Annotated in this window: 12 protein-coding genes; 7 read left to right on the forward strand and 5 right to left on the reverse strand. The window is 66.3% G+C overall.

From position 1 onward, the window contains the following. Positions 1–3: 3 nt before the first annotated feature. Positions 4–1,476 carry a replication factor C large subunit gene (locus tag BSG17_RS08985; protein ID WP_089823202.1) on the reverse strand — a complete coding sequence of 491 codons (1,473 nt, stop codon included), beginning with the start codon at positions 1,474–1,476 and terminating at the stop codon, positions 4–6. 154 nt (positions 1,477–1,630) lie between these two features. Between BSG17_RS08985 and BSG17_RS08990 the strand changes: the two genes are divergently transcribed. Next, a complete protein-coding gene (locus BSG17_RS08990; protein ID WP_089823204.1) occupies positions 1,631–2,098 on the forward strand; it encodes a pyridoxamine 5'-phosphate oxidase family protein in 468 nt (155 codons plus the stop codon). On the opposite strand, the gene gpmI is transcribed toward BSG17_RS08990, so the two are convergent. Next, positions 2,099–3,655: a 2,3-bisphosphoglycerate-independent phosphoglycerate mutase gene (gene gpmI, locus BSG17_RS08995; protein WP_089823206.1), complete on the reverse strand. Its 1,557-nt coding sequence runs from the start codon at positions 3,653–3,655 to the stop codon at positions 2,099–2,101. It abuts the gene before it with no gap. Between the two features lie 112 nt (positions 3,656–3,767). On the opposite strand from gpmI, the gene BSG17_RS09000 reads away from it, so the two are divergent. The 4 genes from BSG17_RS09000 to BSG17_RS09015 all read left to right on the forward strand — a co-directional run bounded on the left by BSG17_RS09000 (position 3,768) and on the right by BSG17_RS09015 (position 9,073). Beyond that, complete coding sequence (locus BSG17_RS09000; protein WP_211609089.1) at positions 3,768–6,308, forward strand: hypothetical protein; 2,541 nt, start codon at positions 3,768–3,770, stop codon at positions 6,306–6,308. 74 nt (positions 6,309–6,382) lie between these two features. Then, the gene (locus tag BSG17_RS09005) at positions 6,383–7,030 is read left to right on the forward strand and encodes a DUF1405 domain-containing protein (protein ID WP_089823209.1); all 648 of its coding nucleotides are present in this window, start codon (positions 6,383–6,385) and stop codon (positions 7,028–7,030) included. A gap of 83 nt (positions 7,031–7,113) precedes the next feature. Next, on the forward strand, positions 7,114–8,355 hold the full coding sequence (locus BSG17_RS09010; RefSeq protein WP_139246577.1) for a DUF7096 domain-containing protein: 1,242 nt from the start codon (positions 7,114–7,116) through the stop codon (positions 8,353–8,355). Positions 8,356–8,419: 64 nt separating this feature from the next. Next, entirely contained in the window at positions 8,420–9,073 is a 654-nt protein-coding gene (locus BSG17_RS09015; RefSeq protein ID WP_089823213.1) for an ArsR/SmtB family transcription factor, read from the forward strand. Between the two features lie 348 nt (positions 9,074–9,421). Here the strand turns inward: BSG17_RS09015 and BSG17_RS09020 are convergent, their stop codons facing one another. Next, entirely contained in the window at positions 9,422–9,928 is a 507-nt protein-coding gene (locus BSG17_RS09020; protein ID WP_089823215.1) for a hypothetical protein, read from the reverse strand. An 81-nt stretch (positions 9,929–10,009) separates the two neighbouring features. Between BSG17_RS09020 and gatD the strand changes: the two genes are divergently transcribed. Together gatD and BSG17_RS09030 are read left to right on the forward strand one after the other, a co-directional pair. Continuing rightward, on the forward strand, positions 10,010–11,254 hold the full coding sequence (gatD, locus tag BSG17_RS09025) for a Glu-tRNA(Gln) amidotransferase subunit GatD (RefSeq protein WP_089823216.1): 1,245 nt from the start codon (positions 10,010–10,012) through the stop codon (positions 11,252–11,254). Next, a complete protein-coding gene (locus BSG17_RS09030; protein ID WP_244531507.1) occupies positions 11,245–12,174 on the forward strand; it encodes a GNAT family N-acetyltransferase in 930 nt (309 codons plus the stop codon). Before gatD ends, BSG17_RS09030 begins: the two co-directional genes overlap by 10 nt. A gap of 16 nt (positions 12,175–12,190) precedes the next feature. Here BSG17_RS09030 and BSG17_RS09035 read toward each other — a convergent pair whose 3' ends face one another. Together BSG17_RS09035 and BSG17_RS09045 are read right to left on the reverse strand one after the other, a co-directional pair. Continuing rightward, the gene (locus tag BSG17_RS09035; protein WP_139246578.1) at positions 12,191–12,769 is read right to left on the reverse strand and encodes a hypothetical protein; all 579 of its coding nucleotides are present in this window, start codon (positions 12,767–12,769) and stop codon (positions 12,191–12,193) included. Positions 12,770–12,922: 153 nt separating this feature from the next. Continuing rightward, positions 12,923–15,133 carry an amino acid permease gene (locus tag BSG17_RS09045; RefSeq protein WP_089823221.1) on the reverse strand — a complete coding sequence of 737 codons (2,211 nt, stop codon included), beginning with the start codon at positions 15,131–15,133 and terminating at the stop codon, positions 12,923–12,925. Positions 15,134–15,217 lie beyond the last annotated feature (84 nt).

A 15,217-nucleotide genomic window follows, 5' to 3' on the forward strand; every position in this document is an offset into this window, starting at 1 on the left:
GAGTCAGAAGAAGTCGTCCAGCCCGGACTGCCCGTCGTCCTCGTCGTCGGCGGCGTCGGCGTCGGCTGTCTCTCCTCCGTTGGCGGCCACAGCAGCGTCTTCGACCGTCGACGTCGGCGGCTCCTCATCGTCGTCCGCGTCGTCCGACCGGACCGCACCTTCGAACGCGCTCCCCGAGTGTTCCTTCATCTGTTCCTCGCGGAGCGCCCGGGCGTCCTCGACGATGGACTCCACCTTGTTGGTCGTCTCGCCGCTCCCGGTGACGAACGAGACGTGCGACTCCTCGAGGTCGTAGGCGGCGGCCATCGCGACGGTCAGTTCTCGGGGCTTGCAGTGGTGGGTCATCGCCGCCAAGAAGGGGATCACGTCGCGACGAGCGGTGTCCATACTGACGCCGCTCCGTTCGGCGATCTTCCGCGCGACGTAGTCGGCTGTCTTGTCCGAACTCGGCCAGAACTGCGGGCGACCGAACCGCGTCCACCCTCCCTTCGTCCCGTCGCGTGAGGCGGCGACGCCGGCCGCGAGGTTGTCGCCCGCGTAGCGCCAGTAGCTGTAGTTCTGTGACGCGCGGACGCGACCCAGCCACCGATCGGCGTTCGCGAGGAACTCGTAGGCCCGGGCCAACTCCTCGCCCTCGTACACCTTCGTCACGTTGCCCTCGATCCACTTCGTCAGGTCGTCCGGCGTCTCGTCGACGGCGTACGACGACTGCAGCGCCTCCTGCGGTGACTGCTCTTTGAGTACGGCATCGAGGAACGCGAAGATGTCCATGCTCTGGTCGCGCGACCCGGTGACGACGTCCTCGACGGTCACCTTCTCCTTCCCCTCGGCGGCGGCCTGCAGGTCGTTGACCGCCCCGCGGAGGTCGCCTCCGTTCGCCTCGGCGATGTGCTGGAGCGCGTCGGAGTCGTACTCGAGGCTCTCGCGTCGACAGATGTCCCGGAGGACGGGGACGATCGAGCGCGCGGAGACGTCGCGGAACTCGATGTCTTCACAGGCATTTCGGAGCCCACGGCTCATCTCGTAGAACTCGTTGGCGATGAGCACGATGGGCTGTTCGGACTCCTTTACGAGTCTCGTGATGGCCGACGCCCCACCGCGGTCGTAGTTGCCGTGGATGTTGTCGGCCTCGTCTAAGATGACGAGCTGTCGGTTTCGCCGGCGGTCGGCAGACTCGTCGCCGGTCTTCTCCGAGGACCCGGCGAGCGTGGCGTTCATCGCCGCCCGTCCGGCGAACCGCTCGATGACGTCGCCCGTCCGCTTGTCGGAGGCGTTCAACTCCACCGTCTTCCACCCCATGTCGTTCGCCAGCGCGTGGGCGGCGGAGGTCTTGCCGATACCGGGGCTGCCGTGGAGGATGACGGCTTTCCGGTGGTCGTCCCACGACCGACCCCACTCGGCGAACTCGTCGCGGGCCTTGTCGTTGCCCCGAACCTCCGACAACGTCGTCGGTCGGTACTTCTCCGTCCAGTCCATTACCGTGTGCTTGGCCAGTAGCGCGTTTAGTGGTTGCGGAGCGACGGTTCGAGGTCCGGTTCGATAAATCATCATGACGTGTGTGGCTGTCGCCGACCGCAACACGTGTGGTATGCGCTACACCTTTTTGCATGCAGGGGACGTACCATCGTCTATGGAAGACGTTCGGTCAGTCGAGATGAACGACGAAGAGCGCGACGAGTTCCTCGGAAGCGGCGGGACGGGTGTCGCTTCATTTCCTCGCGAGGAGGGCGAGTCACCGTACACGGTGCCCGTCTCGTACGGCTACGACAGCGAGAAGAGCGACTTCTACTTCCGGCTCTCGTTCGGCCCGGAGAGCGAGAAGGAGGGCGTCGTCGGCGATCGGAAACCGATGTCGTTCGTCACATACGACGAGACTGACACCGGGTGGCAGAGCGTCGTCGCTAGCGGGAAACTCCAAGAGGTCACCGAGGCGGCCATCGACTCGGCGGTCGTCACCGCGATGCGTCGGGTCCACATCCCGCTCGTCGACGTGTTCGACCGCAACCCGCGGGAGATAGAGTTTCGGTTCTTCCGCCTGAACCCCGAGGAACTGCACGGCAAGAGAGAGGCACGAACTGAAGCCGACGGCGGGCGGTAGTCAGTCGAGCAGCGACTCGCCCGTCATCGCAGCGGGCTTCTCGAGGTCCATCAGTTCCAACAGCGTCGGTGCGAGATCGCACAGCGACCCGCCCGAGCGGAGGCTCCGTCCACCGGCGTCGCCCTCGGGCGTCAGATAGACCAGCGGAACCGGGTTGTAGGTGTGTGCCGTGTGCGGCTGTTCGGGCGTCCCCATGTCGTCGGCGTTCCCGTGGTCGGCCGTGATGAGGACGTGTCCGCCCGCCTTCTGGATGGCTTCGACGAGTCGGCCGAGCTGTTCGTCGACCGCCTCGACTGCGGCGACCGCGGCGTCGAAGTCGCCGGTGTGGCCGACCATATCCGGGTTCGCGTAGTTGAGCACGAGGAGGTCCGGGTCGTCGCTCTCGACGACATCGATGGCGGTGTCGGTCAGTTCGACCGCACTCATCGCCGGCGTCTCGTCGTAGGTCGGGACGTCCGGTGACTGGACGATGCGTCGGAGTTCGCCGTCGAACTCGACCTCGCGACCGCCGTTGAGGAAGTACGTCACGTGCGCGTACTTCTCGGACTCGGCGAGTCGGAGCTGCGTCAGCCCGCTCTCCGAGACGACCTCGCCCAGCGTGTCCTCGGGTTGGGTCGGCGGGAACGCCGTCTCGAAGTCGAACGTCTTGTCGTACTGGGTCATCGTCACCAGTCGGATCTCCGGCGGCGTGAGGTCGAACTCCCACTCGGGTCGCGTGTTCGTCAGCAGTCGGCAGAGTTGACGAGCGCGGTCCGACCGGAAGTTGAAGAAGACGACTGCGTCGCCGTCCTCGAGCGCCGGCTCGCCGTCGATCAGCGTCGGTTCGACGAACTCGTCGGTCTCGCCGCGTTCGTAGGACTCGCGGACCGCTTCGACCGCCGAGGTCGCCTCGTGCTCGGCTTTGCGGTCGACGATGGCGTCGTAGGCGCGTTTCGTCCGTTCCCAGTTCTGGTCGCGGTCCATCGCGTAGTAGCGTCCCGAAACCGTGGCGACGTTGCCCGTGCCGTAGTCGGCGACGACGTCTTTCAGCTCCGCGAGGTAGTCCTCGCCGCCGTGGGGGTCGGTGTCCCTGCCGTCGGTGAACGCGTGGGTGACGGCCTCGAGGCCACGGTCGGCGGCGTGTTCGATGAGCGCGTAGAGATGCTCCTGGTCGGAGTGGACGCCGCCGTCGGAGACGAGCCCCATGAAGTGGACGCGGCCGTCGTTGCCGTCGGCGTAGTCGAAGGCCGAGTTGATGGCCTCGTTCTCGAAGAACGCACCGTCCGAGGCGTCTCCCTCGTCGGCGCCCATGGTGCCGCGAGAGCGCTCGATCGCGTCGTTGATGCGGGTGTACGCCTGCATGACGACGCGTCCGGCACCGATGTTGATGTGGCCGACTTCGCTGTTGCCCATCTGCCCGTTCGGGAGGCCGACACGACGTCCCGAGACGTCCAACTGGTTGTACGCACCCGACTCGGCTAAACGGTCGAAGTTGGGGGTGTCGGCGGCTTTCACCGCGTCTCGGCGGTCGTGGTCTCCGAGTCCCCAGCCGTCGAGGATGACGAGGGCTGCTCTCATATCCGGACAAACCCGGGCCGTGTGTAACTACTCTTCGCTTCGGGCAGTTGCTCGCCTTAGTCAGAGTGTAATTATCACCCCTCGTACGCAACCTCGACCCGACACAGCACGGATGGCATCTACAGATATCTTCGACGACATCTCTCGGCGACAGCTACTGGCAGCGCTCGGCACGGCGGGTGCCGTCGGTGGTGGTGTCGTCGCCACGCAGTCACCGCTCGGCGACGGTCCCGACCCGATCGAGACCACCGTCGCAGACGACGAGACGGCCCGACGACTCGCCGAACGACACGCACCGACGCTGTACTTCGGGACGCGCGAGAAGTGGTTCCCGACGGACCCTCGGGAGTTCACGAGCGACCACGACGGAAAACGGGTTCTCGACGGGTTCGACGCGCTCGACAGCTACACTAAACGGTACAAACGGGCCGGCGAGCCGCCGGCACCGGCGGCGTGTTACCGCGTCGTCGAATATCCCGACACGTCGCTCGCGGTCGTTCAGTACTGGTTCTACTCCGTGTTCGACCAGTTCACGACGAACTTCCACTGGCACGACTGGGAGGTGCTGCACGTCTTCGTCGACACCGACCGCGACGAACCGATGCTCTACGTCGCCAGCGCACACGCGACGACGGTCCCGAACAACGAGTTTCTCGACCCCGAGACGATCCGTCCGAGCGTCATCTCGGAAGTCGGCTCGCACTCCAGTGCGCTCGGGGTCAACGAGCGACGCGAGAGCTTTCAACGCGTCGGACTCGACGGTCTCGTCGCCGACATCACCAACGGACCGCTGAACCTGGCCGACCTCGGAGAGCTCCCGGTCGCCTACGGGCTCCCGCGCGACGAGGGGTTCCGACTCCCGTTCGTCGTCCCGGAACTCGACGACGAACCCGTGACCGAACACGAGCGACTCCCCAACGTCACTCTCGACGACCTGCTCCCCGACGACGTGACGGTGCGGTCATTCGCAGACCTGACACGGCCACCCTCCGACCTCCCGCTTCGCGAGACGGGACACGTCTTCGTTCCTGCGGGAATCGAACTTACGGACGGACCCACCGCCGACGCCGACCAGGAGTACGATCTCGTTCCCATCGACGAGGTCCGTGAGATCGACGCGCTCACCGGGCCGCAGTTGAGTTTCGAGTTCGCCGTCCCGACGGTCGTCGAGGACGCCGTCTCCAGTCACCTCGCCGCGCCCAACCTCCCGTGGGAGCAACCGCGCTTCACCGACCCCTCGCTCGACGTCACCGACCCGAGTCACCGCGACGCGTTGCGGAACCGCTACGGTATCGACCATCCGGCTACGGGCGACCGACTCGTCGGCGCGGTTCGGCAGGCCGTCCCCGCCGAAGACGCCCCGGACGGCGCGGGAATCACCACCGAGCAGTCACAGACCGAGGCCGTCTGTCTACTGGAGAGCGACCCGGTCGCCGCGCCCACGTGGAACGGTGTCGTCGCGTTTCGGGACGTCCCCGAAGGGACCCATCGGTTGACAGTCAACGGCGCAGGCCTCGCCCCCTACGCGGAGGAACTGACCGTCGAAGGAGACGGAGAACTGAACTCGATCGGCGTCGACGGCGCGGTGACGGTCGTCGCCAACGAGGACGCTGTCCGGGTACACGCCGATGCCGACGGCGAACTCACGAACGTCCGAGTCACCGACGACGTTGGCGGGCGCGTGTACGACGCAACACCGCCGGGCAAGAACAGTTTCGCCGTCAACGTTCACCGCGGGGGGTCGTACACTGCCGAGGTGACCGACTCGGGCGGCAAGAAAGGTGCCTACCGTGTCAACCCGAAGGACGGCGACACGTCGGTCGGTCTGGGCACCGTTCGAACCGGGAAGGCGTCGCTCGCCGAGTTCCTCGTCGACCTCCTCGAGGAGACGCGGGCGTCCGTTCGAGCAGACGTGTCTGGGGAGACGACGCCCGGCAACGCCGAGCAGAACCGACCCGACGAAAGTCCGGACGCCAACGCGTCGGCGAGTGCGGCCAACGGGACGAATACGACGACTGGGGCGAGCGTGGCAAACACGACCGACACGGCAAACGCGACGACCGCGACGGACGCCACGAATACGACGACTGCGACGGACGCCACGAACGCCACGAATACGACGACTACGACCGGGACGACGGACACCAACACCACGGAGACGACCAACGTGTCGAGTGCGACGAACACCACGAACACTACGAACGCGACCGTCGACAACACGTCCGTTTCGGTCGACGGAAACGCTACCACGAACACGACGCTCGGTGAGACGGAAGACTCCGTCGAGACGGCGACCGACGAGAGCCGGAACGACACCGACGCCGTCGGTACCGACGTGGCCAACGGAACCGGAGCGGAAACGAACGAGACGAGCGACACAGTCTCGGAGTCCACAGAACAGGTCGGCGGGTCAGTCGGGTCGCTTCTCGAGACACTCGACCGAGCCGTCGCGACGGCCGAGGCAGCCCGTGACGCGGCCGAAGATGGCGACGCAGAATCCGCAAACGAGTCGCTTCGAACCCTTCAGACACGTCTCGACGCGGTCGAAGGCGCTCTGAACGGGGACATCACCGGGCGAACCCGTGGACTCGTCGAGCGACGGTTACAGGTCGCACGCGAGCGCACGAACCGCGCCTTGGAAACGCCTGTCTGAACGGAGCCGAGTTGCAGGAGACGGGAGGCCGCCCTCGACAGTTTTTACCCCGCCTCGGTCGATTGCGGGAACGAATGGATCTGTCGCGTCTCCTCTCGGATCACGTCGTCGAGGAGTATCTCGGGTCGGCACCGACGCTCGTCTGGCTGCTCGTCGTCAACGCGACTGCCTTCCTCGTCGGTATCAGGTTCTACGTCGAGACGATGCCGTCGGTACCGACGTTTCTCTGGCCGCTGTACGGGGACTCGCCGACGGCACTCGCGCTCGCGACGTTGTCGCTCGCGACGCTCCTCCCGGCGCTGGAGGGACGGGTCCTCGACTCGCCCATTAATCGGCCGCTAGCATACCTCCACACGCTCTCGTTCGTCTGGCTGGTGAAGTACGGTCTCTGGACGTTCGTCGCGTTGAACCTCCACCCCGAACTCTACTTCGGATTCGACCAGCAGGCACTCTACGATTACTGGTTCATTATCGGGACACACCTCCTCTTCGTCGTCGAGGCGGTCGCCATCGCTCGAGTCGGCCGAACGACCCGCGGGGCGCTCGGCTTCGCACTGGTCGCTCTCCTCGTCAACGACGTCTTCGACTACTGGTTCGGGTACCATCCGCCGTTGCGGTACGCGCCCGGGGTCGTCCTCCCGGCAGTCACCGTCGGTCTCACGCTTCTGGCAGTCGGTTGTGCCGGATCGGTGTTTGTCCCACTCGCGCGCAAAACTGAATAAACAGTTTATGCAGTGCGTTCCGCGGGGATGAACCGAACGAACGAAGCTCCTGATTTATATGCTCAAATGAAGAGGTTCCGGATATGCGAGTTGTAGCGGCCGTCTGCGTCCTCCTCGTCTGCAGCGTGTTCGCGCCGGCGGCGGTGCTGGCCGAGCCGGTCGAGCACTCCGGACAGCTGGCGGCAACGATGTCGACCCCCGCCAGCCAGGAGAGCGACGTCGACGTCGCCACCAGCACAGTCCAGTCGGCCAACGAGTCGAACGACGCCAGTTCGTCGGAGAGCTCGATGGGGCTACAGGTGTCGTCGTTCGTCCAGTCGACAAGCGCCGAGACGTCCGGCGTCGTCGAGAACGAGATGTGGGAAGCGAACGTCAACCGGAGCGGCGAGTCGGCGTCAGTCACGCGGCGCGTCGGCAGCCTCGACCGACGCGTCTCGACCCTCCGGGAGCAACGGCAGGAACTCATCGAGGCCCACGAGAACGGGAACGTCTCGACGCTACAGTACCAGTCGCGGCTCGCACATCTGAACGGCCGACTCGACGCACTGTCGGCCGCAGCGAGTTCGACGGAACGCGCCGCAACCCGACTCAACACCGACACGCCCGGCCTCTCGAAAGTCAAAACGGAGATCGAACGGTCCAAGCAGACGATGCCGGAGACGGCCCGTCCCACCGAGAACCCCGGACGGGGGAACGGATCGCAGGCTAACGACCAGAACCCCGGACAGGGAGACGAGTCACAGGCTAACGACCAGAACCCCGGACAGGGAGACGAGTCACAGGCTAACGACCAGAACCCCGGACAGGGAGACGAGTCACAGGCTAACGACCAGAACCCCGGACAGGGAGACGAGTCACAGGCTAACGACCAGAACCCCGGACAGGGAAACGGATCGCAGGCTAACGGCCAGAACCCCGGACAGGGAAACGGATCGCAGGCTAACGGCCAGAACCCCGGTAACGGAAGCGGACCGGAGGGAAGCGAAGGAGATCCGGAAGAGAGTGAGGAACGCGCTCAGAGCTCTAACGGCGACAGCGAGGACAAAGGTGAGAGTCCCGACCGCTCGGCCACTACCGGCGAGAGTCCCGGCAACTCCGACAGAGCGACAGACGATACGAACGGAAGTGATCGCGACGAGGGTGCGAGTGGTTCCGACGCTGCTGACAATGACGGCGACAACGTCAACAGCGGCAATGGTGACGACGACGCCGAGAGTGGCAACGTAGACGGCGAAAGCGACGCGAACGGCAACGACGACAGCAATGCGAACGACGGCGGTTCTAACGGATCGAACGGTCGGGCGAACGCACTGATGCATCTCTAAGCGGCGTGTTTTCACGCCGTCGGTGAGTCAGCCTTTTGAGTTCCCGTAGCTTATCTCAGTTCATATGGACTCCGCGGTACTGCTCGATCTCCTCGGAAACGAGAATCGCCGGCGCATCCTCCGGCTTCTCTCGCACAAGCCCTGCTACGTGACGGAGATCAGTGAGTATCTCGGCGTGAGCCCCAAAGCCGTCATCGACCACCTCCGAAAGCTCGAGGAGGCCGGTCTCGTTGAGTCGCGGACCGACGACCAGCGGCGCAAGTACTTTCACATCTCCAGGAACCTACGACTGGAGGTGAACGTTTCGCCGTACGGATTCGGTGCCAAGAGCGCGTACCCGGCGAGTCCGAGCCTCGACATGACGGGACGTTGCCCCCACGTCACGCTCGACGTGACCGTCGGCGACGACTCCGACTCCGTCGCCGAACTTGCGAGCGAACTGGGCCAACTCGAAGAGCTGGAGAACGAGCTGTCGCTGGCCCAGCGGTGGGTCCACGGCCGTATGACGCAGGTGCTCGACCGCCTGAACGAGACGATCGGTGCCGACGACAGTCGGTTCTACGCCGAGCTGCTCGCCGCCATCGCGACCGGCACGGATACGACGTCGAGTATCAGCCGCGAGGTCGAAGTCGCAGAGGAGGTCGTCGAGGAGGCGCTCTCCCGACTGGCCGACAACGGTCTCGTCACCCGTCACAGCGACCGCTGGTCGATCAGCTGAACGCGCCGCGACCGACCACGAGGGACTCGGCCGAAGGCGAACGCGCCCGGCGTCGAGCACGCGAACGATCAGCATGCAGGCGAACAGTCGTCAGTCTAGTCCGTCTGACGACGCCGTGTTGCGTGCCAACACGACTCGATCAGAGCCATTAGGTACCATCGTTAAGCCCATCACCAACCAACTGTCTGATGCAGTCCAGTAACACTCCCGGAGAGTACTGGACTGTGGCATTCCGGTCCGTAGACACCCTTTAACGGGTGTCTACTAACTTCTGGTGTCGGGTCGACGACGAGCCACGACTGTCTCTCGACGACGCGATTGGTATCGATTCACCCGCAACGCGACCGTCTAGACGACGTCTCGGGTCAGACCGTCGCGAAGGTCACGCCCGAAGTAGTGACCGAGAAGGGCGACGAGGACCCCTGCGACGGCACCGCCGCCGGCGAGTGCGACCCCGTGTCGTGCGAGCAGGTCGGCAGCGACCGGCAGGAACGCAGAGCCGAGCGTACTCAGGACGATTCCGAGTCCGGAGGCGACGCCGCCGGCCGCGCCGACCTCGAGATACCGTCGGTGTGTGGCGACGAGACCGACGAGAAAGCCCGCGCCGAACAGGCCGACGAACCGTCCGACGATCCCGACCAACGGGATCGCACTGCCGAGCGCCATCCCGACGACGGCGAGCAGGAGCGTCCCGAGAAACACCTTGATCGAGAACAGGCGACCGACGCGGCGTCTCGCGCCGGCGAGTCGGCCACCGCTCGACCGTGACTCGTCGGTGTCGGCGTCGCCGCGAGACGTGGAGGGCGAGTCGTCGAGCATCGATTGCGAGCGCTCGACGTCGGTGCTGCGCTGCATAGGAGGTGGTGTGTCCGCCGGGCCTATGGCTCTTCCCCCCGAACGAATGGATTGAAGTCCGGTCCCGCGGAACCTGCGAGTATGAACCCAGGGGATCGCGTCCGCGTCGAACGCGCGGGCGTCACGAACGAAGGCGTACTGATGCCCTCCACGACGGCCGACTACCTCGTCGTCAAGCGCGACGGCGGCTACAACGTCGGTATCGAGCGCGACGGTGCGGACGTCGAGATACTCGAGAGCGACGTCCACGACGTCGGTGAAGAGGGCGAGGGTGAGGACAGTTCCGTCGTCGAGTTCGACGACGACCTCCCGACGGTCTCGCTCATCTCGACCGGCGGTACCATCGCCTCCACCGTCGACTACCGGACCGGTGCCGTCACCGCCCGGTTCGACGCCGAGGACGTCCTCCGGGCCGTCCCGGACCTCGCCGGCCGTGCCAACTACCGCGGCCGCGTCGTCGCCAACATCCTCTCGGAGAACATGACGCCCGCCATCTGGCGGGACCTCGCGGAAGCCGTCCACGAGGAGATCGACAAGGGCGCGGACGGCGTCGTCGTCATGCACGGCACCGACACGATGCAGTACTCCGCGGCCGCGCTGTCGTTCATGCTCGACACGCCCGTCCCCATCGTCTTCACGGGCAGTCAGCGGTCGGCAGACCGTCCCTCCTCGGACAACGTGATGAACGCCGTCTGCGCGGTCGAGGCTGCCAAGAGCGACGCTGCGGAGGTGCTGGTCTGTATGCACGCCTCGGAGTCCGACGACGTCTGTGCGCTCCACGAGGGGACGCGCGTCCGCAAGAACCACACCTCCCGACGTGACGCCTTCGAGACGGTCGGCGCGAAACCGCTCGGCGAAGTCGACTACGACACGGAGGAGATAACGTTCCGCCGCGACCACGCCGAGCGCGGTGCCGCCACGCTCGACCTCGCCGCCGACCTCGCCGACGACGTCGAACTCGTCAAGTTCACGCCGGGGATGGACCCCGCCGCGTGGGACTACCTCGACGGGAAGTCCGGCATCGTCATCGAAGGGACGGGTCTCGGCCACGTCCACACCGACCTCATCCCCCGCATCGAGGAACTCGTCGACGACGGCGCGGTCGTCGCCATGACCAGCCAGTGTCTCGAAGGTCGCGTCTGCGACCGCGTCTACGACACGGGTCGCGACCTGCTCGACGCCGGTGTCGTCGAGGCGGGTGACACCCTCCCCGAAACGGCGAAGGTGAAACTGATGTGGGCCATCGCGAACACCGACGACGCGGCGGGCGTGATGCGACGCTCGCTGGCCGGCGAGCTGACGGAGCAGTCTCGTCCGTGGACGTGACGACGTTCGAGGTCAGACGGGCCCGCCCCGCCGACGAGGCGGCGGTCGTCGCCTTCACCGAGGAGACGTGGAGCGACCGCGAGGGGAGCGACTACATCCCCCGGATCTTCCAACAGTGGATCGAGGGCGACGGCGACGACCAGCGGACGTTCGTCGTCGAAGCGGGAGACGACGTCGCCGCCATCGTGCAGGCGGTCGTCCTCTCGGAGCACGAGGCGTGGGCCCAGGGGATGCGCGTCAACCCCGACTACCGCGGCGAGGGGCTCAGCACGAGAATCAACGACGCGGCGCTCCGCTGGGCGCGCGAACAGGGTGCCACCGTCGCGCGCAACATGGTGTTCTCGTGGAACGTCGCCGGACTCGGCGGGTCGCGGGCGGCCGGCTTCGACCCCTGCACGGAGTTCCGCTGGGCGATGCCGACGCCCGACCCGGCTGCCACTCCCACACTCGCCGTCGGCGACGAGGCCGACGCCGCGTGGGCGTTCTGGAGTGCCAGCGACGCCCGCGACGACCTGCGAGGGCTCACACTCGACGGCGAGGAGTCGTGGGCCGTCTCGGAGTTGACGCGCGAGAAACTCCACGACGCTGCTGACGAGGACCGGTTGTTCGTCGTCACCGACGACGGCACGCGCGGGTTCTCCTACCGCAACCGCGTCTACGACCGCCCGAACGACGAGGGTGACGAGGTGACGTGGGCCGAGTACGCCGTCGGCGCGTGGACCGACCTCGACGCCTGCCGGTCACTCTTCTCGGCGCTCGCTCGCGACGCCGCGAGCGTCGACGCCGACCGGACGCGCGTTTTGATCCCCGAATCGGCACGGTGGGTCAGCGACGTCGCCGCCTCACGAGTCGCCGTCTCGGACGAACCGGACTTCGTGATGGCCGCGGACCTGACGAGAGATCGGTTCGACGGCGACTGACGGTCGGCCGCCGAGTTCAGTCGCAGCCTTCCTGCGGGTCGACGGCGACGGGCAGTTCGTAACCGACGGCGATGGCGTCGCACTGGTTGGCCCACAGCGAGAGTTCTCCTTCCTTCAGCACCACCGCACCGTCACGGTCGTAGCCGTACTCGGGCGGACACGACCGCAGCTCCCACGTCTCCGAGAGCGTCTGGCCCGTCTCCAGTTCGGCGCGGACCTCGTAGGCGTCGCGGACGTCGTCGCTCGCGTCGCGGGTGGCGACGTCCTCGAACGCCAGCGCCTGGTCGGCGTCGACCGCCCACGTCCCGTCGACCACCGACTTGCCGGTCTCGGCGTGGGTCACGGAGAGCGTGACGCAGTGGGCCGTTCGCTCGTGGTTCTCCACGTAGAACGAGGAGTGAAGGACGTCCGGCATCGGCGTGCGCGTTCGCGTCGACGGTGAGGACGAGTGGGAGTCGGCGGTGGAGGAGGTGCCGGACGGGTCGGCGGGGGGCGTGTCGCCGTCGGTCGTGCTGGCGGGCGACGTCGCCGTACAGCCGGCGAGCGTCCCTGATACCGACGCGAGCAGCGCTCTGCGGGTGAACGAGGAGGGCATACGGGCCGAACGTGTTTCGGGGCCGATATATGTCTTCTCCCGATCTCACCGTGACCCGACTCGTCGGACGGCGACGCGGCCGACCGTCCCGACGAGGAACCCGGCGAGCGAGGCCGACGAGAAAAGTGTTGGTCGGCTGACTCCCTAGTCGACTCAGCGCGACCCGAACAGTCGGTCCCGCAGGCTCCGCTCGCGTTTCTTCTCGGCGAGCAGTACCGAGCAGTCGACGTCGTAGAGCACGTCGAGGACGAGCGCCCCGCCGACGAGCCGCGAGAGCAGGCCGCGTTCGGTCGCGCCGATGACGAGCATCGACGCCTCGGCGGCGTGGCGTTCGATCGACTCCTCGACGTCGCCGGTGTCGACGACGAGCGTGGCGCCGTCGAGGCCGTGATCCGCGGCCCACTCCTCGAGGAACGCCATCCCCTCCTCCTTGTCGTCGGCGACGTGCAGCAGCGTCACGCGAGCGCCGTACTCCTTCTGAAGTATCTTGGCGACGGCGGCCGAGAGATCCGAGTCCGGACCGCCCGCCGTCGGGACGAGTATCTCGCTAGCGTCGAAGCCGCGGTCCTTCAACACGAGGAAGTCACACGGCAGGTCGTGGGCGAGTTCGTCGATAGCCGTCTCCGCCCGGCCGGGCGACCCGTGGGAGTCCGGACCCCACCCCATGACGGTCATGTCGGCCTCGTAGGTGCGCGCGGCGTCGAACACCTCCTCGAACGACCGGTGCGAGAGGATGGTGTGCGTCTCGACCGGGACGTCGAACGTCTCGGCGTCCGCCCGGGCCTGTTCGAGGATCCGGTGGGCCGCCTCGTGGTCGCCCTGGTCGCGGGCGGCCGAGAGGGCAGTCTGGTCGGGCACCTGTTCGATGTTGACCGCGACGACCGTCCCGCTGCGCTGCTTGGCGACGGCGCTGGCGAGTGTGATGAGGTCTTTCTCGCTCTCGGGGTTGGCCAGCGGCACCATCACGCGGTACTTCCCGCCGTCGGGTTGAACCGACGAGGCGGCCGAGACGGCCGAGTCGGGCATCGTCTCCTTTCGCGAGAGGATGTACTGTCCGAGGATTCCCTGCTTCTCCGTCTTTCCGCGGGCGTAGAACAGGTACCAGAGCACCGCGAACCCGGCGAGGACGGCCGTGATGCCGATGACGAACGGGTCGATGTACGCGACGAGTGCGAAGGAGATGATCGCCCCAACGATCGGCAACACGGGGTAGAAGGGGATCGTGTAGTCCGGATTGTAGTCTTCGGGGTCGGCCACGCGCATCACGATGAGCGCGACGTTCAGCAGTCCGTAGATGACGAGGTGGAGCGCACTCCCCGTGTTCGAGAGCAGCTGCAGGTCGCCGAAGACGATGAACGCGAGGATGAACGCACCGGTCAACGCGATCGAGCGGTACGGCGTGCCGAACCGGGGGTGGATCTCGTTGAGCTGGGGCGTGACGATCTTGTCTCGACCCATCGCGAAGTTGATACGCGAGGAGGCGAGGATCGAGGCGTTCGCGCTCGACGCGGTGGCGAGCAGCCCGCCGAAGAGGAGTGCGACTGCGCCCACCGGTCCGAGCAGGATGCGGGCGACGTCGACGACGGCGGTGTCGTTGTTGGCGACGACGCTGTTGTCGACGGCCGCGAGCACGACGAGGAGGACGAGCGCGTAGATCGTCGTCACGATGAGGACGCTGCCGATGACCGCCCGCGGGAGGTTGCGTCCAGGATCTTTGATCTCCTCTGCGACGGAGGTGATCTGGACGAAGCCGAGATAGGAGACGAAGATGAGCCCCGTCACGGGTAGAAGGGGGTCCGTTCCGTACGGCGTGAACGGCCGGAGCGTCTCCAGGTTGGCGTTCAGCGCACCGACGAAGGTGAACACGCCGAGGATGGCGACGAGCGTGATGACGATGACGTTCTGGAGTCTCCCAGTCTCTTTCGCACCGACGTAGTTGATGCCGACGAACAGCGCCGCACCCGCGAGTGCGACCACCTTCGCGGGCGAGAGACCGAGTATGCCCGGAACGGGTGCGAACTGTGTCACGTACTGGCCGAAGCCGAACATGTAGAACGCCGAGGCGAACGCGAGACCGAGCCAGTTGGCCCAGCCCGCGACCGAACCGAACAGCGGCCCGAGCGCGTGGTTGATGTAGTAGTACGCGCCACCCGATTTGGGCATCGCCGTCCCCAGTTCGCTCGCCGAGAGCGCGGTCATGAGCGCGATCGCCCCGCCGAGGACGAACGCACCGGCCGCGAGCGGTCCCGCCTCGGCGACGGCGACACCGGGGAGGACGAAGATTCCGGCCCCGATCATCGTCCCGACGCCGATGGTCAACGCGGCGAGGGGACCGAGGTCTTTGGCGAGTTCTTCGTCACTCATCGCGGGTCACCTCTGTCGTGGTGACCGCCCGGAGTGGCGAAGAACAGTCGTCACTCATCGCGGGTCACCTCTGTCGTGGTGACC

This window comes from Halogranum amylolyticum, assembly GCF_900110465.1.
Classification (GTDB): Archaea; Halobacteriota; Halobacteria; order Halobacteriales; family Haloferacaceae; genus Halogranum; species Halogranum amylolyticum.

Bases quoted from the DNA above. Each gene is read 5' to 3' on its own strand.
- BSG17_RS08985 (WP_089823202.1), bottom strand. From the start codon at position 1,476: ATGGACTGGACGGAGAAGTACCGACCGACGACGTTGTCGGAGGTTCGG.
- BSG17_RS08990 (WP_089823204.1), top strand. From the start codon at position 1,631: ATGGAAGACGTTCGGTCAGTCGAGATGAACGACGAAGAGCGCGACGAG.
- gpmI (WP_089823206.1), bottom strand. From the start codon at position 3,655: ATGAGAGCAGCCCTCGTCATCCTCGACGGCTGGGGACTCGGAGACCAC.
- BSG17_RS09000 (WP_211609089.1), top strand. From the start codon at position 3,768: ATGGCATCTACAGATATCTTCGACGACATCTCTCGGCGACAGCTACTG.
- BSG17_RS09005 (WP_089823209.1), top strand. From the start codon at position 6,383: ATGGATCTGTCGCGTCTCCTCTCGGATCACGTCGTCGAGGAGTATCTC.
- BSG17_RS09010 (WP_139246577.1), top strand. From the start codon at position 7,114: ATGCGAGTTGTAGCGGCCGTCTGCGTCCTCCTCGTCTGCAGCGTGTTC.
- BSG17_RS09015 (WP_089823213.1), top strand. From the start codon at position 8,420: ATGGACTCCGCGGTACTGCTCGATCTCCTCGGAAACGAGAATCGCCGG.
- BSG17_RS09020 (WP_089823215.1), bottom strand. From the start codon at position 9,928: ATGCAGCGCAGCACCGACGTCGAGCGCTCGCAATCGATGCTCGACGAC.
- gatD (WP_089823216.1), top strand. From the start codon at position 10,010: ATGAACCCAGGGGATCGCGTCCGCGTCGAACGCGCGGGCGTCACGAAC.
- BSG17_RS09035 (WP_139246578.1), bottom strand. From the start codon at position 12,769: ATGCCCTCCTCGTTCACCCGCAGAGCGCTGCTCGCGTCGGTATCAGGG.
- BSG17_RS09045 (WP_089823221.1), bottom strand. From the start codon at position 15,133: ATGAGTGACGAAGAACTCGCCAAAGACCTCGGTCCCCTCGCCGCGTTG.